This window comes from Nocardioides marmorisolisilvae (assembly GCF_031656915.1).
Lineage (GTDB): Bacteria > Actinomycetota > Actinomycetes > Propionibacteriales > Nocardioidaceae > Marmoricola > Marmoricola terrisoli.
The window spans coordinates 3,635,737-3,654,588 of sequence record NZ_CP134227.1 but is presented as its reverse complement, the minus strand read 5'-3'; the positions used below and the strand labels follow the sequence as shown (position 1 = coordinate 3,654,588).

Genomic DNA, 18,852 nt, shown 5'->3' with positions numbered 1-18,852 from the left:
GCAGGTCAAGGGCGACGCACCGCCTCCCGCCCGGTCTGTGGTCGCGACACCCGGTCGAAGCCGTGGAGTAGTCCGCCGGTCCTGGATTCCAGGGATTCGACCCATATCTCGCGGCGCGGTGCCACGCTGACAAGCATGGGTGCCTTGGTGTCTCCCGTGGGCCGGCCCGGCCGGCTCCGGATCAACTGCTTGGTCGGACTTTGTGCGGTGATGCTCGCACTCGCAGGCACGACCGGGGCGGTCAGCGCGAGCGCGAAGGGCGCCAAGGTGTCACATCTGGGGAACCCACCCGCGGTGCTCCGTCACGGGGCGCGATTCGCGGTGAAGTTCCGCTCGCCGGTGCCGCCGAGATTCTGGCTCTCCCGTGATGCCAGGCATGGCGCCGCGGACGTCCAGGTCAAGGCGAAGGTGCGCATCGCCCACCGGAGGGGCACCGCGAAGCTGAGGGTCCCGGCGCACCTCGCCACAGGTACCTGGTTCCTGGTGGCGTGCCCGGGTTCGAGCTCGCACGGATGTGCAACATCCCAGCGGGTCGGGATGGTGCCGGTGCCGCATCGCTTCGCGCAGCCGGTACACGCGACCACGAAGCTCGACTCTGCCGCTGTCCACACCGCGACGATCGGCTCAGCGGGCGGCATGTTGGCGGCGAAGGCGGCGAATGGCACCCGGTTCACGCTCTCTGTGCCCAAGGGCTCCGTGCCTGACGGCACCAAGATCACCATGACGCCGTGGACGTCACTGGTCGCAGGCGGGCTTCGGGGGGTGGTGGTCGGCGGTGTGCAGCTTGCCCCCGAGGGTCTTGCACTGGTCCGCGGCGCCACCTTGACGATCACTCCCAAGCACGCGGTGCCGTTGCGGCGCCAGGTCGGCCTCGGTTACAGCGGCGGTGGCGCGGGCCTGCAGGCGGTCCCACTGGGACCCTCGCGCAGCAAGATCCAGGTACCTGTTGCGCACTTCAGTGGCTACGGGCTCGACAACTCACCAACCGGCCCGGCGGGCGCTCCAGCAGCCTCGGACGACACCGGCTTCTACGACTCGATGCTCGCCCAAATCCTCGGCGACCTCCGCGATGGGGATATGTCCTCAGACGACGCGGACAAGGCCGTGGCGTCGGTGTTCGACGACTGGCTCAAGGCCATCATGGCCGACGAGGTACCACCCGGCCTCACGGCGGACGATCCAGCGCGGGTGGCCATCCGCGACCTGCTCACCTGGGCGCGAGACAACGCCCTCATCACCGGTGCTGGCTCGGACAGCGCTGCGATCAGGGACCGGGTGATGCCGACCGTGGCCAAGCTCGCTCATGGGATCTACCATCGGGCCCAGCAACGCTGTGTGACCAACCACGACATCACCGAGATCGGGCGCAACATCGTCCCCCAGGCACGCGACCTCGCCCTGCTCGGCGCCCCGGTTCCGACCTCCGAGCTCTACCAGTGCCTCCGGTTCAAACTCGAGCTCGACTCCCAGGTGCGCTACGACGCTGGCAAGGTCGACTCCTCGGAGACCGGGAGTTGGCAGTGGCACTACCAGGCCTCCGTCGAGATCAAGCCGGACCTCAGCGCCCCTGTCGTCTCCGGGTCAGTGCCGCTGGACGGCACTGGCGACGGGACATACGCCGACGCGAGTGGAACGGTGACCACGACCGGGGACTGCGGGGTGAACGACGAACACTCGACCACGACCGAGTCGCTGCTCAGCGGTGTCGCCAACTCTGTGCAGGTGCCGGGGCTGACCTTCACCATCTCTGGACAGACGGTCGGCGACGTCAAGCTCGACCTCAACTCCAGCGCGACGGAGCAGTACCAGGTCCAGGAGAAGGGCGACTGCCAGTCCGGTCCGACAAACTACGACAGTGCGCGGTGGTGGACCGACGTGCTGGTCACCGGCGTGATCCGCGACGGAACGACCCCGAACCCGGATGGATCGATGGGCATCGACCTCGACCGCGCCAGTGGTGACGTGTTCGCACAGAAGACGCTGGATGCGAGCGACGGAGGGGGCTACAGCGGCACCACGACCCTCACCTTGATCCACGACCCGCCGCCAGCGCCCTGACGCGTTCGGCCACCCTCCCGTACGAGGTAGATGACCTAGCCGATGAAGCGACCTCCGCGGACCGGCCATCTCGGTTCGGCCGGGTGCTTGGGGACACCCGGGTCCGGGTCAAGCTCAGGATCGGCAGGCCCAAAGCACCGCATGGCTTGCGGTACGACGCTTCTGCTGACCGCTACTTGATCATCGAGAGCTTTCGACGATCGATTGTCGCTCCGACCGCGATGATCACCGCCGCGCCATAAATGATGTCTTGGTAGGTCGGATCGATGCCTGCGATGGTCGACCCGATCCGCAGCACGCTCATGATGAGCGCCCCGAACAGCACACCCACCGGGCCGCCAACGCCGCCTGTGATGGCAACACCGCCGACTACCGTCGCAGCGATAGCGGGCAACAGGAGTGAGTCGGCGAGTCCGGGTGCCGCACTGAACTGGCTCGCGGTCAGGTACAACGAGGCGAGACTGGCAAAGAGCCCCGAGAGGGCGAACGCAGACACTCTCACCGCCTTCGCGGAGATGCCACACATGATGGCGGCCTGTTCAGCAAGGCCAACGGTGTGGAAGACGCCGCCACGACGCAGAGCGCGGAAAGCGACACCCACGACCACGACCGCGACCACGCCGATCAGAAACCCTGGGGCGATGCCGCCGATGCTGCCCGTTGCCAGCCAGCCGATGGCGCCGTAGTTGTTGCTCACTGTGATGGCCGAACCATGTGAGATCACCAGCGCGAGTGCTTGAAAGAGCGCCAGCGTTCCCAGTGTCGCAACGAAGGACGGAACCTGGCCGTAAGCGCAGACGACTCCGTTCACGAGTCCGATTCCGACGCCGCACAGGATCACGAGAACGATCGCGAGCACCCCCATGTGCGGCAGCCATTCGGCCAGCAGCACCCCTAGCAGGGAGGTGGCCGCGGCGTTGGAAAGGTCGATGCCCCCGATCAGGACAACGAACATCTGGCCAAGCGCAAGGAGCAGAATTGGAATTGCCTGGTTGACGACCGTTGTCTGGCTGCGTTCGGAGAAGAACAGTGGTTGCCGCAATCCAATGACTACGACGAGAACGACGAGCACCAATAGCGGGGCGATGCTCCTGACGTGCCGCCCGGCGAGACCGTGCCCAGCGAGCAGCGAAGCTCTTCTCTGGCGATCTGTGAGTTCTGTAGCCATAGTGATTAGACCATCTCTCCGACGATATCGACCTTTTTCGGCTTGGCGGCTGCAGGAGTTTGCAAGGTCTTTGAGGTCCGACCGTCGCGCATGACGATGATCCTGTTGCTCAAGCCGATCAACTCATCGAGGGACTCAGCGATAAGCACCATCGCGATGCCTCGCTCACTCAGCTCTCTGAACAGTTGGTACAGGTCCTCCTTGGCTCCAACGTCGAGACCACGGGTGGGATGGTCCAGGATCAGAACCTTCAAGTCCGGCACAAGCAGGCATCGTGCGAGTGCCACCTTCTGTTGGTTTCCACCACTAAGGCTTCCTACATCGAGTGATGGGTCGTTGGGTCGGACGTGCATCTTGGCAAGGTTGTCGGCAGCGATCTTCCGGCGAGCCCGGTGGGACACGAAAGGCCCTCGGCTACCGACTTTCGGGGACGTTACGAACAGGTTCTCGCCAGCACTCAAGCCAATGACGACACCCTCGGTCTTTCGTTCAGCTGGGATGTACGCGACGCCTCGACGGGTAGCCGCACCCGGTGAGCGTGGGGCGTATGACCGGCCGTCAAGAACCATGGTCCCTTCGGTGACCTGCTGGGCGCCGTACAGCGCTCGGCAGAGTTCCTCACGGCCGGAGCCGACCACTCCGGCGATGCCGAGGATCTCGCCTCTGGCCACATCGAAGGAGACATCGTGGAAGCTTCTTGCAGAGCCCAGGTTCTTAATCTTCAGGACTGTCTCGGCGTCGGGAGCATCGTTCTGGCGCGACTGTAGGTAGAACTCTGCACGCGAGTCCCGACCCACCATCAACTGATGCAACTCTTGTTCGCTCGCCTCTGCGACTCGACGCTCGGCGACCACGCGGCCGTCGCGCATCACGTAGATGCGATCGGAGAATCGCAGTACCTCGTCCAGCCGATGCGAGACGAATATGACGCCTCCGAGCCCACGCAGCCTCTGCACCTCGCGGTAAAGGGCGTCGATGTCATCGCTGTCGAGCACGGAGGTAGCTTCGTCCAGGCACACAACGGTTTCGCGCGATGATGACTGGTCCTGCACCGCAAGCGCCTTCGCAATCTCGACCATCTGACGCTGGGCGAATGACAGCGTCTCCGTAAGCGCCCGGGGGTCGACGCGCGTACCGACCCGTGCGAGCAACGCGGCAGCGCGCTCGTTCATCGCGCGCTTCCTATAAATCCCGAAGGAAGCTGCGCTTCGTTCGCATCCAAGGAGGATATTTTCGGCCACGGTCAGATTGGGTAGGAGCGACTGCTCCTGATGTACGACACCAACACCGGCCCTAGCGGCATCTCGGGGACCTCCGAGACGTCGCTCCACCCCGCCAACGAGCAACGTGCCCGAATCTAGCTGGTAGTTGCCGGAGAGCACCTTGAGGATCGTCGACTTGCCGGCACCGTTCTCTCCGACGAGCCCGACGACCTCGCCATGCCTGACGTGCAGGCTGGCATTGTCGAGTGCTCGTACGGCTGCGAATTGTTTGGTGGCGCCGTGAATCTCCAAGAGGCTGGCCGCTGATGGTGCACTCATCACTTCACCACCCTCAACGGTGCTCTGGCAGGCCAGCTTGCGGCCAGTACCGCCCCGACGATGATCAGGCCCTGGATCGCGCCCTGCCAGTAGGGACTGACCCCGGCAAGGATCAGTCCGTCGCCCAAAGTAGTGAGGATGAAGACTCCGATCACACTGTGGAATACCCCGCCTCGGCCACCGCTGAGCAGTGTTCCTCCCACGACTACTCCCGAGAGGGTGATGAACAGGTGGCCCGAGCTCATGTCGACACTTGCGTTGCCCAGCTGGACTGTCGTCAGTACGCCCGCAAGCGCGCTGCAGCCGCCCGCAAGGACAAACACAAGGATCTTGTGTCGGCTGATGTTCACGCCGGACAGCTTGACGATCGACTCGTCGCCACCGATGCCGTAGTTGTATCTACCGAACTTGGTGTACTTGCCGAGCAGTACGGCGAGCAGGGTTACCGCGATTGCGATGTAGGTCAGGAGTGGCAGGCCGAGAAGCCCCGGCTGGCTCCAGCCGAGGATCGAGCTATCCATGATCTGCGGTTGCTGGCTGCCAAAGAGCACGGTTGCGATGCCCAGGCCGATGAACCAGGTACCGAGGGTCACCATGAAGGACGGGACCCGCAGAAGGACGTGAACTGCGCCACTGAACGCACCCATGAGCAGACCGACCGCCACTGCGGCAACCACCGCCAGGAGCCCGAAGCTGTGGTGGTTAACGCTGTTGCGCACCAACAGAGCGAACGTCAGCGCTGCTGCCGCCATGACGCCCTCCACGGAAAGGTCGATGCTGCCCATCACGATCACGTACGTGGCACCAACCGCCAGGATCAGGATGATCGAAGCCTGGACGATGATCGCTTGCACGTTGTCCAGCGAGGCGAAGTGGCTAGTAGTGAGCGCGAAATAGATGCAGATCGCGACCAGCACGACGCCTGGGCCCGCTCCGGCACCAAATCTCCAAACCCGGCGGGTCCAGGCACCGGTGGCGCCCGAGCCGGCTCCAGCCGCCCGACCACTGGATTCCTCAGGCGGAAGGGAGCCAGCCGGATCTCCCTGGCGTCCTCCCCGGACGGAAGGTTCGCTGTGTAGAACCACTGTTCCTCCGCGAGTGCGGTCGCTCTGGGAATCGGGCCGCTCTGGGACCGGAGCCTGCTCGGCCATGTTTGCGATCCTCAGCTGATGGGTCCGACGTTACGGGCGAACGGATCCTGTAGACCCTGCAGGAAGACCGATTTGCTTGGCGTGGCCAGGAACTTCTTCACGTTTGCTGCGGTGACCGGGAACTCCTTGATGTAGAACTCCCGCTTCGAGTGAGAAAGTTTGGACACGTCGATCTTGCCGGTCGCCGCTTGGTAGGCAATGGCGAGACCAATCGCTCCGTCATAACGTGCGTCCGTCGAATAGGTCGCAAGGATCTGACCACCGCTCGCGATGTCCTTGAGGACCTGAGGAGTGGCATCAGACGCGCTTACGATCTCGATGTCCTTGCGGTTCGCCTGATCGGCAGCACGCTCCGCGCCCACCGCCATGTCGTCGTTCGCCGCCCAGATGCCCTTGACCTGTGAGCCGTACTTGGTCAGCAGCGTCTTGGTGTCGTTGTACGCCGTGGTCTGGTCCCAGTTGGCGATCTGGCTGCTCAGAAGCTTGATGCCGGGTGCCTGAGCAAGTGCCTTCTCGAGCCCGGCCTTTCGTTGGATTGCGGGCGTGTTGTCGGCAATACCCTGCAGAGCGATGATCCCGCCGTTACCACCCAAGGCCTTGAACAGGATCTTGGCAGCCGATTCGCCACCAGGAACACCGTTGTAGCTGACGTGTGCCACCCAATGGTCGCTTACATCCCACGGATGCAGGCTGGAGGGGCTGTTCCATTCGGTGACAACATAACCACCAGCATTGGTGACGGCGCGCGCGATCGCTTGGGTGTCGGCCGAGGCGTTCACGTTGATGTCCATGATCACCTTCTTGCCAGTGGCGAGCACCGCATTGATATCCGACAGTTCCTTCTGCGAATCCCCGTTGTAGACGATCGTCTTCAGCGGAAGATGAAGCGACTCTGCGTACCACTTCGCTCCCTGGACCCACTGCGCTTCGTAGGGGTTGCTCAAACTGCGGACCGCAGTGACCATCTGAAAGTCGCTGCCGCTCCCGCCACCGTCTGAGCCGGCACTACTCCCCGCAGCCGAACAGGCAGCGAGCGCACTGCACAGCACCCCGGCCGCACCAAGCGCGAACAAGCGACGTGAGGACGCACGACGGGTTGCATTGAGGCCAAATGTCTTCATGCCCATCTCCCTATGTGGAGGTCTTTGTGGGGTGGCGGGAATCGAGAAGTCCAGCAGGCTTGTAGGTGGAGCGCCCGAGCCGCTCGTTCCAAGTCGGTACCTGCGCCAACTATCGACTGGTCCCTCTGTTGTTAGTAAACGTTTTCTAGCACGGCTCCCGCAGGCCGGTCAAGAGGGCAGAGTTCCGCATCTCACATTTTGCGGTTTGTGAGCCGGATCCACGCTGCATAGGCGCGATGCGCAACCTCTAGGGGGCCTGGAATCTGAAGCCACGAGCTCGCGAAGGATCGCCGAGAAATCGATTGCTCGGCGGCGCGCAGCGCAAGGCTCGTCGAGGTGGCGTCGAGCTCACGCCATCGGAACGGGTGCGTCGCTCCGCACAAGCCCCAGGTCTCGAAGTTCCGCCCAGAGCTGTGGGGGGATACGCGTGTTGAGTAGATCCACCGTCTGCTGCTGCTGAGCGGGCGTTCGAGACCCGATGCAAATACTGGCGACCGCTGGTCCGGCGCTTGCGAATTGCAAGGCGGCCGCGGCCAACGGGACGCCGTACTTCGTGCACACCGCCTCAATGCGGCTTGTCTTCTCGAGAATCAGCGCAGGTGCGGGGCCGTAGTTGAAGTGGGCGTTCGGTATGGCGCCAGTCGCCAAGATCCCACTGTTATAGACGCCGCCGAGCACGATGCCGATTCCCTGCTCTGCGCAGTTGAACAGCAGGGCGTCCAGCGGGTCTTGTTCCAGGAGGGTGTAGCGGCCTGCAAGCAAGAAGCAGTCCACGTCGACGCGCCGCATGGCTTCGGCACATACGTCCGCCTCATTGACGCCGAACCCGATCGCGCGCACCACGCCCTCATCTCGAAGTTTCTCGAGTGCCGGGAAGCCCTTCCGAACCGCCTCTTCGAAGGCCTCCGGTTGGTGCGCGCCGTGGGTGTACCGATCCACATCATGCATGAAGACGATGTCAAGGTGATCGGTGAGCAGACGGTCAAGGCTCGACTCTACGCTCCGCATCACGCCCTCATAGGAGTAGTCGAAGGCCGCCTCGAATGGCGCCGGTTCGACCCACAGCCCAGCGTCCACAGACGCATGCGATCGGCGCCTGAGGACGTATCCGGCCTTTGTGGAAAGTGTGAAGTCAGCACGATCGTGGCCATAGAGCGCATGCCCGACTCGGTGTTCGCTCAGGCCATTTCCATAAGAAGGCGCGGTGTCGAAGTATCGGATTCCGCTCTCCCAGGCGTCGCGGATCATGTCCTCCGCGCCGGACTGGGTGAAGCTCGTCCGGAAGTTGCCAATTGGGGCTGCCCCGAAGGAGAGGGCGCTTACCTCAACGCTGGTCCTGCCGAGAGCCCTCGTCTGAATCGGTGTCACTGGGAGCCTCCATGTTTCAGTGTGTTGGGACCACTCGCGTACGCCGGTGGCTTGGTCGCCGGGGATCCCAGATCGTGGTCTCTCAGTTCACGAGACATGGGTCCGGGCCACCTCGTTCGTTTCGATCGCACGAGTCGATCTCATCCAAGTCACGGTCATCGAGGTAGAAGTCGCCCAATTCGATGTTCTGACGCAGTCTCTCTCTGCTGGAGGCCTTGGGAATCGCTAGATTGCCTACTTGGAGATGCCAACGGAGCACGACCTGAGCGACACTGCGATTGTGCCGTCGAGCGATGCGCTGAAGCGTCGTGTCTTCGAAGACACTTCCGCGGCCGAGCGGGCTCCACGCTTCTGTTGCAATGCCGCGTTCGGCGTGCCAGGTTCGGAGGCGTCGCTGTTGGAAATGTGGGTGGAGCTCGACCTGGTTCATCACCGGTACCACGCCGGTCTCGCCGATGAGCCTTTCAATGTGCTCGATCTGGAAATTCGACACGCCGATGGTCTCGACAAGTCCCTGCTTCTGCAACTCAATCATTGCCCGCCAAGTCTCGACGTACTGGTCACGCGCTGGACATGGCCAGTGGATGAGAAGGATACCGACGCGAGGTACACCGAGCCGTCGGCGACTTCTTTCGCATGCCTCTAGTGCCGAGCGATGACCGTGGTCGGCGTTCCAGATCTTGGTGGTCACGCAAACCTCCGGGGCAGTGGCGGCCCCATAGCATGCAAGCGCCTGCCCCAACAGAGCTTCGTTGCCATACATAGCTGCGGTGTCGAAGCGGCGGTAGCCCAGGTCCAAGGCATCGTGGATGGTGTGATCCGCGTGATCCTCCGACATCTGGTACACACCAAGGCCAATCCGGTCGAGGCGACGGCCATTCGCCAGTCGGACGGGCCTCAACGCTAGGTCCTGTGATGGGTTCATCCTGCGGATGCCTCCGGCTCGCAATCCATAACGGCGCGGCCATTCGGTGTATTCGGTCGCGCTTTTGGTCCAAGGTGCTTGCGCCCGATCTCGCTCCCGATACGGCGCAGCAGCCGCGCTGCCTGCATCATGGAGGTCTGCTCGTCGCGGGCCAGATCGGTCAAGGAGTAGGAGCCCAGCACCTGCGTCGGTCGCGATGTCCCCTCAATACGGCCAGCGACCAGAGCAGCCGGAACGTTAAGGCGCGAAGCACGCTTGAGCAACTCTGCAGGCGCCTTCCCTTGCCAGCTCTGCGCATCCCACGACCCTTCGCCTGTAACAGCAAGATCGGCGCGTTCAAGGATCTGATCGATGGCTATCCGGTCCAATAGGTAGCCGGCACCTGGGATGACAGAGCCACCTAGGGCGAGAACTGCCGCCCCGATCCCGCCTGCCGCTCCTGCGCCCGGCATGTCTACGGACCGACCAGACCGGACGGATAGCAGAGCGCCCCAGCGGCGCAGGGCGTGATCCAACCTGGTGACTTCCGTTGATGGAACGCCCTTCTGCGGACCGTAGACCGAAGCGGCGCCCTCGGGTCCGCTCAACGGGCTCCGGACGTCGGCGAGAGCGATAAAACCCACGTTACGCAGGCGCCGATCAATGGTCGAAAGATCAAGGTCCTCGGCCGTCAGGACCCCCCGCGTGTCGGGGCTGACGAGTTGCGAGGAGCCGTCCTTGACGCCAGCACCAAGCGCGACCAGCATCCCAAGCCCACCATCGCTCGAGGCGCTACCACCGAGCCCCAGGATGACCTCTTGTGCACCTAGGTCAAGCGCTGATCTGATCGCCGACCCCAGCCCGAAGCTGGAGGCACACCAAGGCTCTCGCCGGACTGGGCCCAGGAGCTGCAGGCCACAGACCGCAGCCAATTCAATGAATACCTGGCCCCCCGACAATGCGACCTGCGCGCTGCGCGGTTCCCCAATAACCCCATGGCAAGCAACGGTGCGAGGTTGATAGCCGGTCGCCAACAACATTTCAAGGGTTCCGTCGCCGCCGTCGGCGATGGGTCGCTGCACCACGTCTGCCCGAGGATGCACATCACGGACTCCAGTCGCGACCGCGGCACACGCCTGGCGTGCGGTGACCGAGCCTTTGAACTTGTCCATCGCCACGAGGACCCGCTGCGCCGGTGCGCCTGATCGCAAATCTCGTTCAACGGCATGGCCCATAACCATGGCCCGGTTCACGACCGACGGCTGGCGATGAGGTCTCGGCTGATGATGAGCCGCTGTACTTCGCTAGTGCCCTCGTAGATCGTAGTGATCCGGGCATCTCGGTACAGCCGCTCAGCGGTGACGCCCCGGATGTACCCGGCGCCGCCGAGTATCTGAACTGCCCGCCCCGCGTTACGAATCGCCGCCTCCGAGGCGAAGAGTTTCGCCATTGACGACGCAGCATTGGCCGGCTCGCCACGATCGATCAGATCAGCACCTCGCTGAAGTAGCAGCGTCGAAGCTCGGTGATCCAATGCCATATTCGCCAGTTCGAACGCGACTGCCTGGTTGTCCGCAATCGGGCGACCGAACTGGTGACGAGAGGTCGCGTGTTCCAGTGCCGTGTCCAGGGCAGCGCGAGATATGCCGTTAGCAAGCGCGCCGATGCCAAGGCGGCCCTTCTCAAGGACGTGCAACACCGCGGAGAAGCCAGCGCCCGCTTCCCCCAGGAGCGCGGCATCGGGAAGGCGAACATCAGTGAAGACGAATCCTCCCACGGGCGAGGCCTTCTGCCCCATCTTCTTCTCGCGATAGGCCCTTTCGACTCCCGGCACGTCTGTGTCCACAAGGAACATCGACATCCCTCCCCGCTTGCCCTTGGTCGGGTCCGTCACTGCAAGAACCATGGCGACATCGGCGACCGGCGCATTGTGGATGTAGATCTTCTCGCCGTTGAGCACCCAGTCCTTGCCGTCACGCCGGGCACGTGTCTTGACGCCACCTAGATCTGAGCCTGCCTGGGGCTCGGTGAGTGCGTAGCTAGCTCGAAGCTCCCCTGACACGAGGCCCGGTATGTAGCGGCTCTTCTGGTCATCTGTGCCATAGCGAGCCAAAAGAGATGTCACCAGTTCGACTAGGCCGCACTGATCCGCCACACTTGCATAGCCGTAGGACAGTTCTTCCATGACGGCCACGTAGTCCGATACCGTGCCTCCCGCTCCCCCATCCACCTCCGGGACACTGACCCCGAAGAGGCCCAAGGAGCCCATCATCTTGTAGATCTCCTCGGGAAAGCGCTCGGTAGCATCGAGCTCTTCGACCACTGGCGCGATGTGTCGGGCGGCAAAGTCCCGCACCATCGAGATCAGGGCGGCGCGTTCCTCGGCTTCCTGGGGCGTGGCGGTGGCGATGGACATAGGACCTCTTCTTCTTCCTGAGTGATCAGACCGGTTGGTGGTCGCCTTCGAAGATGGCGGCGGGCATCGTGCGTACGCCATCCATGCGTGGAACGAAGTCCATGTGGCGCAAGATGTCTCGCTCGATGTCGATGCCCGGAGCGACCTCTCGCAAGGTCAGCCCGTCGGGACCTAGTTCGAATACGGCCCGCTCAGTGATGTATAGGGCTGTCTGATTTCTGGCCGGCGAACCAGCGGCATCGAATGTCACCTGGCTGACGTGGTCCACGAACTTGTGGACCGAGCCCTCCCGAAGGATGCGCAGGGTGCCGCCCTCTGTCGCCACTGAAAGGCCGCGAGCCGTGAACGTGCCGCAGAACACGAGTCGACTTGCGCTGTGAACGATGTCGATGAAACCGCCGGGTCCGACCGTCGCGGGTCCAAGTTTGCTCACGTTGACGTTGCCCGCCCGATCTGTCTCGCCCATTCCCAAGATCGCGACGTCGATCATCCCGGTAGCAAAGAAGTCGAACTGGGTCAGGGAGTCCATCAGCGCGGACGGATGCCGGCTGAGCCCGAACAGATCCCCACTCTCCGGCGATCCACCCACAGCTCCTTGCTCTATTACGAGCTGGATGTCGTGTAGCCGGCCCTGTCGGCTCAGCACGTCGACCACACCGGCGCTCATTCCAAAGCCGACATTGACGACGTCGCCATCAACGACCTCCATAGCCGCACGGAGCGCCACGATCGCGCGTGCGCCGTCGGTCGGGGGCGCGATCGTTGAGGCTGGCCACCCGGGAGGTGCAGGCGTGTTGAAGGCGGGATCGTGCTCGGCGGCATAGGTCTGCCACTGCGTGGGGCTGACAACCACCACGTCGACCATCGGCGCCGGGATACTCACCAACCGGGGATCCTGCTCGCCCAACTCGGCACGATGCTTCACCTGTGCGATGACCAAGCCGCCCGCTCCGCGGGCCGCGAGCGCAACCGCCCGGCTATCCAGAATGCTGGCTTCCTCAGCAGCGCTGACGTTTCCAAACGCATCGGCGGAGCTGCCCCTCACGATGCCGATGTCCACATGTAACGGCTTGTAGTGGAGGTACTCCTCCCCGTCGACCTGAACCAGCGTGACCAGATCCTGTCGACTTTCGGCATTAAGCCGGCCGCCCTCGCGTCGCGGATCCACGAACGTTCCAAGTCCGACCTTGGTGAACAGTCCCGGGCGTCGGGCGCCGCTCTCACGCAACAGCGCCGCGATCACGCCAGCGGGCAGTGAGTAAGCCTCGATGCATCCGCGCATCGCGAGGTCCTGCATGGCCGGAGACCAGGACCAGTGACCGCCAATCACGCACTTCACTAGGCCCACATGAGCGAAGCGGTTCAGACCCGTAGCTTGGCCGTCGCCGATACCCAGTCCGTGCACGACCGTCAGGTCGCGCGGATGTCCGGTGGTGAGAAAGCGTCGCTCTATTGCCGCAAACACGGCGTCCGCCTCGAGGATTCCTCCGCCTGATCCAGTGACCGCGACAACCATGCCGTCCTCGAACACCGCTGCGGCCTCGTCCGGGGTCGCGAAGCGACCGGCGCCGCCCGTCAATGCTCCGCTCGATGCCATCAGACGACGCTCATTCCACCGTCGACAGTCACCACTGAACCGGTCGCAAAAGACGCCGCATCGCTCGCCAGAAACAGGACAGCTTGTGCGATCTCCTGAGGATCTGCGAGCCGATCCATCAACTGCCGTCCGGCGAGGTACCGCCGGTAGACCGTCGGGTCGGCGACATCGGCTGCGATCTTGTCGAAGTACGGCGAATCCGTTGTCCCAGGAGCAACCGCATTCACGCGAATGCCGTCCTTGGCGTGGTCGACAGCCATCGCCCTGGTGAGCCCGACTACTGCCGCCTTCGAAGCGCAGTATGCAGCGCGCCGCGACATCCCGATCTGCCCGGCGACCGAGCTGACGTTCACGATCGACCCGGAGCCTCGCGTCACCATCTGGGGCAGCACCGCGCGACAGCCCAAGAAGACACCGGCCGTATTGGTCTTGAACAGCGCCTCCCAGTCGGCGATCGACGTCTCGAGGACCGTGCCCTGGATGCCGTAGCCGGCGTTGTTGACCAGCACGTCGACTGGCCCGACTTCCCCGGCGACCGCCATCGCGTCTTCCCAGACCGCCGGGTCGCCAACATCGCCTACGAGAACACGCACCGGCCATCCAGCCTCTGCGGCCTCCTTGCGAAGGTCGTCGCAGCCATCGACGTCCAAGGACATCACCACCTGCGTTGCGCCGTGCTGCGCGAACAGACGAACGACCGCCAACCCGATTCCGGACGTGCCGCCGGTGACGACGCAGACCTTGTCTAGCAGTTTCATGGCGCCTCCTGTTCAGTAAGCGCTTTCTATCATCCGACGGAAACTGGTGTCAACCGACGAGGGCATGGCGTGACACGGGGACGCTGCCGGCTCAGCCCTGGGGCTCTGCCAGCCAGCGCGGCGACATCCCGCTCTATAGAGAGCGCTTACCGTTCGGCCGAGGGCCGGTGGACTGGCCAAGTACGACCTCTGCTGGCAGCAGAGGCGGGTTCTCGGGGCGCTCTCCCTCGAGGGCCGTCCAGACAAGTCGCCAGGCCTCGTCGCCCAGCTGAAGCATTGGACTCTTCGCGGTCGTCAGCCGCGGCTCCGTGTAGCGACCCAAGGCGCTGTCGTCGAACCCTGTCACCGAGAGATCTCTGGGGACCGCGAGCGCCTTGCGTCGCAGTGCGGAGATCGCCCCCACCGCGACCAGATCGTTGAAGCCGATGAGCGCCGTCGGATCGGTCTTGAGTGCTTCTTCGATGCTATGGAATCCCGACTCGAGGGTCCCGTCGGTCTGAACGAGCGTAGCTTCCAAGCCGAAGATCCTGGCTTGTTGGACCGCCCGCCACCGTTCCTGGTTCTGCCACGACTCCCGAGGACCGGCGAGATATACCGCCCGACGATGGCCGAGCTGCGCCAGATTAGTGCAGATCTCCAGCATCGCAGAGAAGTTGTCGACGGCGATCATGGGTAGGTCGACGCCGAGCTCCACCCGGTTCACGATCACGACGGGCATCTCGCGTCGTGCCAGGGTCTTCAAGTCCGCGGCCGGCATCCTCGGCGCCAGCAACAACAGCGCATCAGTCTGCGCCGCCAGCCCCAAACAGATGCTGAGCTCCTGATCAAGTCGTTGCCGTGAGTCTGCGACGACCAGACGGTAGTCCTGCTTCTCTGCCTGCTGGCTGACCGTTTGCAGGACGTTCGAGAAATAGGGGTTGGTCATGTCTGGCATAAGCACGCCGACGTTTCGAAGCACGCCCGATGCGAGCCCCCGTGCCGCGCTGTTGGGACGATACCCGAGCTGAGCTGCCGCCTCGCGTACACGTTCGGTCATCTCGGCGTTCACCGACGTGGACCCACTCATCACCCGCGACACGGTCGCCGTCGAGACCCCTGCACGATCGGCTACAGCCTGGATCCCCACCTGCCGAGGCATCGCGGCCCTCCTGTTGTTACGCGAGCGACGTGAAACGGCCTGTTGGGGCGGCCCGTCTGATTCCGCCGACCGCCCGCGCTGCAGACTGTAGTCAGACATGGCTGCCGAACCGCTCAACGACCAGGTCCAGCGTGTCTTCGACGGGCCTTTGCCACAGCTCATCGCTGAGAACTTCGACCTCGATGAAGCCAGGCCAGGGAATGGCTCGCACCAAACCCGGGATGTCAATGGACCCGTCACCCATCATCCCCCGGCCCGAAGCAATCCCACCCGTGAGGGGTGTGACCCAATCAGAGACATGGAGACCCAGGATCCGATCCGATAGCAGCTCGACGTACCGAGGCAACTCACGATCCCACCAAACGTGGTACAGGTCGATCACTACGCCCAGACGATGCGGCCATCCCAACTCCACGATCAGGTCGTGGGCGTCCCTCAGCGACGCGACGACGGAACGGTCCGCGGACATCATCGGATGCAGTGGCTCCAGCCCCAGGTTGACGCCGGCGCGCTCGGCGTGGTCGATCACCGCCCCGAGGCCGTCGCGCACCATGGAGAAGGAACCGGCCACGTCCTTCTCCACAACGGGGCCGCAGACCATAACCAAGCACTCCGCGGCTAGTTCGGCGGCCTCGTCGATCGCCCGCATAGTCTCCTCGATGGCAGCGGCACGTCCGGCGCGACTCGACGACGTGAACAGTCCGCCACGGCACAGTGAGCTGACGTGCAAGCCAGCGTCCACCAAGCAGCGTCGAGCCGCTGAGGCGGGCAGGTCCTCGCGCAACAGATTTCGCCACGGCGCGACCGCGGGTATACCGCGACCGACTGCCTTATCAACCAGCTCCTCGAGACTGAGCGAGGGGACTGTCATCGAGTTAAGGCTCAAGCGCCCAATATCCATCTCACGCCATTCCGTGCAACGTCAGATAGCGCTGCATTCTCCGTGCAGCCTCACTGGGGTCGGTGAAGAGTCCGATGGTGTCGGCCTCCTTGAAGAGCTCGGCCAGATGTACGACGCTTCTACCGGCCTCGAGGCCCGCCAGCATGCGGAAGTGGTCCTGATAACCCTGGAGGTAGGCGATCCAGGCGATGCCGGTCTTGTAGTACTGCGTGGGAGCCTCGAACAGGAGCCGGGATAGTTGCTCGGTAGGTCCAAGTGTCCGCCGATAACCGAGAAGGTCCCCATCGTCGAGGTGGCCAAGTGCGAGCCGCGCAATGGGCGCGATCGCGGCGAATGCGCCCAGGAGCGCGTGGCTATGTCCTCGTGCGGTACCGCCGATCAGATCGACATAGTGGAAGTCGTCGCCGGTGTACACCCGCTGCTCCCCATGCAATCTGCCCCGAATCTCCTCCTCCAGAGCCGGGTCAAGCACCGACATCTTGATGCCGTCGACCACGTCTGGCCGACTGCGGACGATCTCAGCGACGGTGTCAACAGCCTCGGCGGGATCGTTGATCCCCCAATAGCCCTTAAGACATGGGTCGAATTGCTCACCGAGCCAGTGGAGGATGACCGGTCGGCGGGCATCAGCGAGAACGGCGTCGTACACCTTCACGTAATGCTCGGGCGTAGTCGCCGTCGCCGCCAACTGGCGGCTTGGCATCATAACGGCGGTCCCACCTAGACCTTCGACGAAGTCGAGCTCTTCGAGGTAGGCGTCGACGATCCGTTCGATCCCGGTCGGTCCGGGTGGCAGCGCGTCGGTACCGATGCCGACGACGGTGCTTGCGCCACGCGGTTTAGCGGCCTCGAGAGTCATGCGCACCAGGCGGTGCACATCTGACCACGGGAGACCCATCCCCCGCTGTGCAGTATCCATAGCCTCGGCCACGCCCAGACCTAGATCCCAGATCCTGCTCCGCTGCCGCAGGGTCCCCTCCCAATCTATGCAGCGCGTGTGCTCCGGGATCGAGGCTCGACGAGCATCGGCAATCACGTGCACAGCGGCGTAAGCCACCCTGCTTTGTGGCGGTGGCGCCTGGGTCAGATCCGTCGATAGGCCGCTGAGCCGGTACGGTTTCGCGTCACCATCAGCAGTCGGTAGGTCGATTCGAATCATGAAGCAGGCCTTGCCTCTGGACCGGGGGCGCCCGCGGGGTCCTGTTCTGCTCGTCCAGCAATGGAGCGTTCCCACCCACCGGTCCGGAGCTGGATCGTCTTGTGCTCGGTGAACTCGTCAAAGCCAGCCTGTCCCATCTCTCTACCGACACCGCTGAGCTTCACACCACCGCCAGGGAGCTGGGGGGCCCCATCGATGGTCGTGTTGATCCACACAGTGCCAGACCGAAGCCGCCGCGCCGTGGTCCACGCGAGGTCGAGGTTCTTCGTCCAGACCGAGTTGGCGAGGCCGTAGTCGACGGCGTTTGCGAGCCGGATCGCCTCATCCTGGCTGTCGAATCGGGTGACAGCGAGAACCGGACCGAAGACCTCCTCGCGAAAGAGCTGAGATTCGACCCGAACCTCGTCGATCACCGTCGGTGCCACGAACGAGCCGGCATCGTAAGGCGCGCCGCTGAGCCGGCTTCCACCTGCGACAATTGAACCGCCCTCGCTGAGCGCGTGGTCAATCATCGAGATCACCTTTGCGAGGTGAGCATCATGGATCATTGGACCGATGTCCGTCTCCGGATCCATAGGGTCCCCGACGCGCAAGTCGCCGAGCCGCTCACCGAGCGCCGCGGTGAAGTCATCAGCCACACGTCGATCGATCAGGAGACGTGTGCCCGAGACGCAGCATTCGCCGGAGTTGAAGACGTTGGCATAGATGGCAGCCTCCACAGCGTCCTCGAGGTCGGCGTCCGCGAAGACGATCGTGGCTCCCTTGCCCCCAAGCTCGAGGGACACCCGCTTGATGTTCGTCTGCGCTGCAGCGATCACTGAGCGACCGATGCCGGTGCTCCCGGTAAAGGACACCATGTCGATAAGGCTCGATTCCGTCAGCGCTTGACCAGCGGTGCTGCCCGCTCCGGTGACGACATTGAACGCACCAGCGGGTACGCCAGCTTCGGCGCAGAGCGCAGCGAGCTCGACCGTCGTCCCCGACGCGACTTCAGCGGGCTTGCAAACCGCGGTGCAACCAGCACCCAGGGCAAAAGGCAACTTCTGTACCAGTTGCAGGAGCGGAAAGTTCCAAGGAGTGACCATGCCGACCACACCACAGGGCTCTCTGATGACCATCCCCGTGAGATGCTCTCCGAGGTTGGAATAGATCTCGCCGTGCGCGCTCATGGACAGTGAGGCTGCGTACTGTGTCAGTGCGATCGAGTTCTCGACGTCGGCGCGTGCCTGCCGAATTGGCTTTCCCACCTCGGCAGCCTCGATCATGGCGAGTTTGTCGAGGTCGCGACCCATCAGGTCCGCAAGGCGTAACAGGACGCGCCCACGCTCCAGACCGCTGAGGCGAGGCCAAGGGCCTTCGTCGAAGGCGCGACGAGCAGCCTTCACGGCACGGTCGACATCGTCAGCCGTGCCTCGTGCGAATGTCGCAAGTGGCTGGCCGGTTGCCGGGCTCCTGCGGACAATCTGCTCCGAGGAAGACGTAGTCTCGCCGTCGATGAAGTGCCCGTATGTGCGGACTGCAGGCGCAGAAGCCATTGTCACGTTCATGTCCTGACTCTCCGGTCGTCTTGGG

General features: G+C 63.6%; 15 protein-coding genes. 1 reads left to right on the top strand and 14 read right to left on the bottom strand.

Going from position 1 to position 18,852, the window contains the following annotated elements; all coding sequences use genetic code 11:
- The first annotated feature begins 135 nt into the window (after positions 1 to 135).
- Complete coding sequence (locus Q9R13_RS17560; RefSeq protein ID WP_310962467.1) at positions 136 to 2,058, top strand: hypothetical protein; 1,923 nt, start codon at positions 136 to 138, stop codon at positions 2,056 to 2,058.
- A gap of 172 nt (positions 2,059 to 2,230) precedes the next feature.
- Here Q9R13_RS17560 and Q9R13_RS17555 read toward each other — a convergent pair whose 3' ends face one another.
- The 14 genes from Q9R13_RS17555 to Q9R13_RS17490 form a co-directional block, all read right to left on the bottom strand.
- Positions 2,231 to 3,130, bottom strand: a complete 900-nt coding sequence (locus Q9R13_RS17555) for an ABC transporter permease (RefSeq protein WP_310962466.1) — start codon at positions 3,128 to 3,130, stop codon at positions 2,231 to 2,233.
- Positions 3,131 to 3,231: 101 nt separating this feature from the next.
- Positions 3,232 to 4,767, bottom strand: a complete 1,536-nt coding sequence (locus Q9R13_RS17550) for a sugar ABC transporter ATP-binding protein (protein ID WP_310962465.1) — start codon at positions 4,765 to 4,767, stop codon at positions 3,232 to 3,234.
- Positions 4,767 to 5,684: an ABC transporter permease gene (locus Q9R13_RS17545; protein ID WP_310962464.1), complete on the bottom strand. Its 918-nt coding sequence runs from the start codon at positions 5,682 to 5,684 to the stop codon at positions 4,767 to 4,769. Before Q9R13_RS17545 ends, Q9R13_RS17550 begins: the two co-directional genes overlap by 1 nt.
- A 245-nt stretch (positions 5,685 to 5,929) precedes the next feature.
- Positions 5,930 to 7,039: a sugar ABC transporter substrate-binding protein gene (locus Q9R13_RS17540; protein WP_310962463.1), complete on the bottom strand. Its 1,110-nt coding sequence runs from the start codon at positions 7,037 to 7,039 to the stop codon at positions 5,930 to 5,932.
- A 348-nt stretch (positions 7,040 to 7,387) separates the two neighbouring features.
- A complete protein-coding gene (locus Q9R13_RS17535; protein ID WP_310962462.1) occupies positions 7,388 to 8,407 on the bottom strand; it encodes an aldo/keto reductase in 1,020 nt (339 codons plus the stop codon).
- A gap of 82 nt (positions 8,408 to 8,489) precedes the next feature.
- On the bottom strand, positions 8,490 to 9,245 hold the full coding sequence (locus Q9R13_RS17530) for an aldo/keto reductase (protein ID WP_310962461.1): 756 nt from the start codon (positions 9,243 to 9,245) through the stop codon (positions 8,490 to 8,492).
- A gap of 83 nt (positions 9,246 to 9,328) precedes the next feature.
- On the bottom strand, positions 9,329 to 10,489 hold the full coding sequence (locus Q9R13_RS17525; protein ID WP_310962460.1) for a glycerate kinase: 1,161 nt from the start codon (positions 10,487 to 10,489) through the stop codon (positions 9,329 to 9,331).
- Between the two features lie 71 nt (positions 10,490 to 10,560).
- Positions 10,561 to 11,727 (bottom strand): acyl-CoA dehydrogenase family protein, encoded by a 1,167-nt coding sequence (locus Q9R13_RS17520; RefSeq protein ID WP_310962459.1) that lies wholly within the window; start codon positions 11,725 to 11,727, stop codon positions 10,561 to 10,563.
- A gap of 25 nt (positions 11,728 to 11,752) precedes the next feature.
- Positions 11,753 to 13,324, bottom strand: a complete 1,572-nt coding sequence (locus tag Q9R13_RS17515) for an acyl CoA:acetate/3-ketoacid CoA transferase (RefSeq protein WP_310962458.1) — start codon at positions 13,322 to 13,324, stop codon at positions 11,753 to 11,755.
- On the bottom strand, positions 13,324 to 14,082 hold the full coding sequence (locus Q9R13_RS17510) for an SDR family NAD(P)-dependent oxidoreductase (protein WP_310962457.1): 759 nt from the start codon (positions 14,080 to 14,082) through the stop codon (positions 13,324 to 13,326). The genes Q9R13_RS17515 and Q9R13_RS17510 overlap by 1 nt, the downstream gene beginning before the upstream one ends.
- A gap of 133 nt (positions 14,083 to 14,215) precedes the next feature.
- Positions 14,216 to 15,220 carry a LacI family DNA-binding transcriptional regulator gene (locus Q9R13_RS17505; protein ID WP_310962456.1) on the bottom strand — a complete coding sequence of 335 codons (1,005 nt, stop codon included), beginning with the start codon at positions 15,218 to 15,220 and terminating at the stop codon, positions 14,216 to 14,218.
- A gap of 91 nt (positions 15,221 to 15,311) precedes the next feature.
- Complete coding sequence (locus Q9R13_RS17500; protein ID WP_310962455.1) at positions 15,312 to 16,091, bottom strand: sugar phosphate isomerase/epimerase family protein; 780 nt, start codon at positions 16,089 to 16,091, stop codon at positions 15,312 to 15,314.
- Positions 16,092 to 16,122: 31 nt separating this feature from the next.
- A complete protein-coding gene (locus Q9R13_RS17495; RefSeq protein ID WP_310962454.1) occupies positions 16,123 to 17,280 on the bottom strand; it encodes a DUF993 family protein in 1,158 nt (385 codons plus the stop codon).
- On the bottom strand, positions 17,277 to 18,827 hold the full coding sequence (locus Q9R13_RS17490) for an aldehyde dehydrogenase family protein (protein ID WP_310962453.1): 1,551 nt from the start codon (positions 18,825 to 18,827) through the stop codon (positions 17,277 to 17,279). The genes Q9R13_RS17495 and Q9R13_RS17490 overlap by 4 nt, the downstream gene beginning before the upstream one ends.
- Between the last annotated feature and the right edge of the window lie 25 nt (positions 18,828 to 18,852).

What these genes read in the sequence shown, in the direction of transcription:
- Q9R13_RS17540 (WP_310962463.1), bottom strand. Translation starts at nt 7,039, where the DNA reads ATGAAGACATTTGGCCTCAATGCAACCCGTCGTGCGTCCTCACGTCGC.
- Q9R13_RS17530 (WP_310962461.1), bottom strand. Translation starts at nt 9,245, where the DNA reads ATGTCGGAGGATCACGCGGATCACACCATCCACGATGCCTTGGACCTG.
- Q9R13_RS17515 (WP_310962458.1), bottom strand. Translation starts at nt 13,324, where the DNA reads ATGGCATCGAGCGGAGCATTGACGGGCGGCGCCGGTCGCTTCGCGACC.
- Q9R13_RS17520 (WP_310962459.1), bottom strand. Translation starts at nt 11,727, where the DNA reads ATGTCCATCGCCACCGCCACGCCCCAGGAAGCCGAGGAACGCGCCGCC.
- Q9R13_RS17490 (WP_310962453.1), bottom strand. Translation starts at nt 18,827, where the DNA reads ATGAACGTGACAATGGCTTCTGCGCCTGCAGTCCGCACATACGGGCAC.
- Q9R13_RS17560 (WP_310962467.1), top strand. Translation starts at nt 136, where the DNA reads ATGGGTGCCTTGGTGTCTCCCGTGGGCCGGCCCGGCCGGCTCCGGATC.
- Q9R13_RS17500 (WP_310962455.1), bottom strand. Translation starts at nt 16,091, where the DNA reads ATGACAGTCCCCTCGCTCAGTCTCGAGGAGCTGGTTGATAAGGCAGTC.
- Q9R13_RS17505 (WP_310962456.1), bottom strand. Translation starts at nt 15,220, where the DNA reads ATGCCTCGGCAGGTGGGGATCCAGGCTGTAGCCGATCGTGCAGGGGTC.
- Q9R13_RS17510 (WP_310962457.1), bottom strand. Translation starts at nt 14,082, where the DNA reads ATGAAACTGCTAGACAAGGTCTGCGTCGTCACCGGCGGCACGTCCGGA.
- Q9R13_RS17495 (WP_310962454.1), bottom strand. Translation starts at nt 17,280, where the DNA reads ATGATTCGAATCGACCTACCGACTGCTGATGGTGACGCGAAACCGTAC.
- Q9R13_RS17550 (WP_310962465.1), bottom strand. Translation starts at nt 4,767, where the DNA reads ATGAGTGCACCATCAGCGGCCAGCCTCTTGGAGATTCACGGCGCCACC.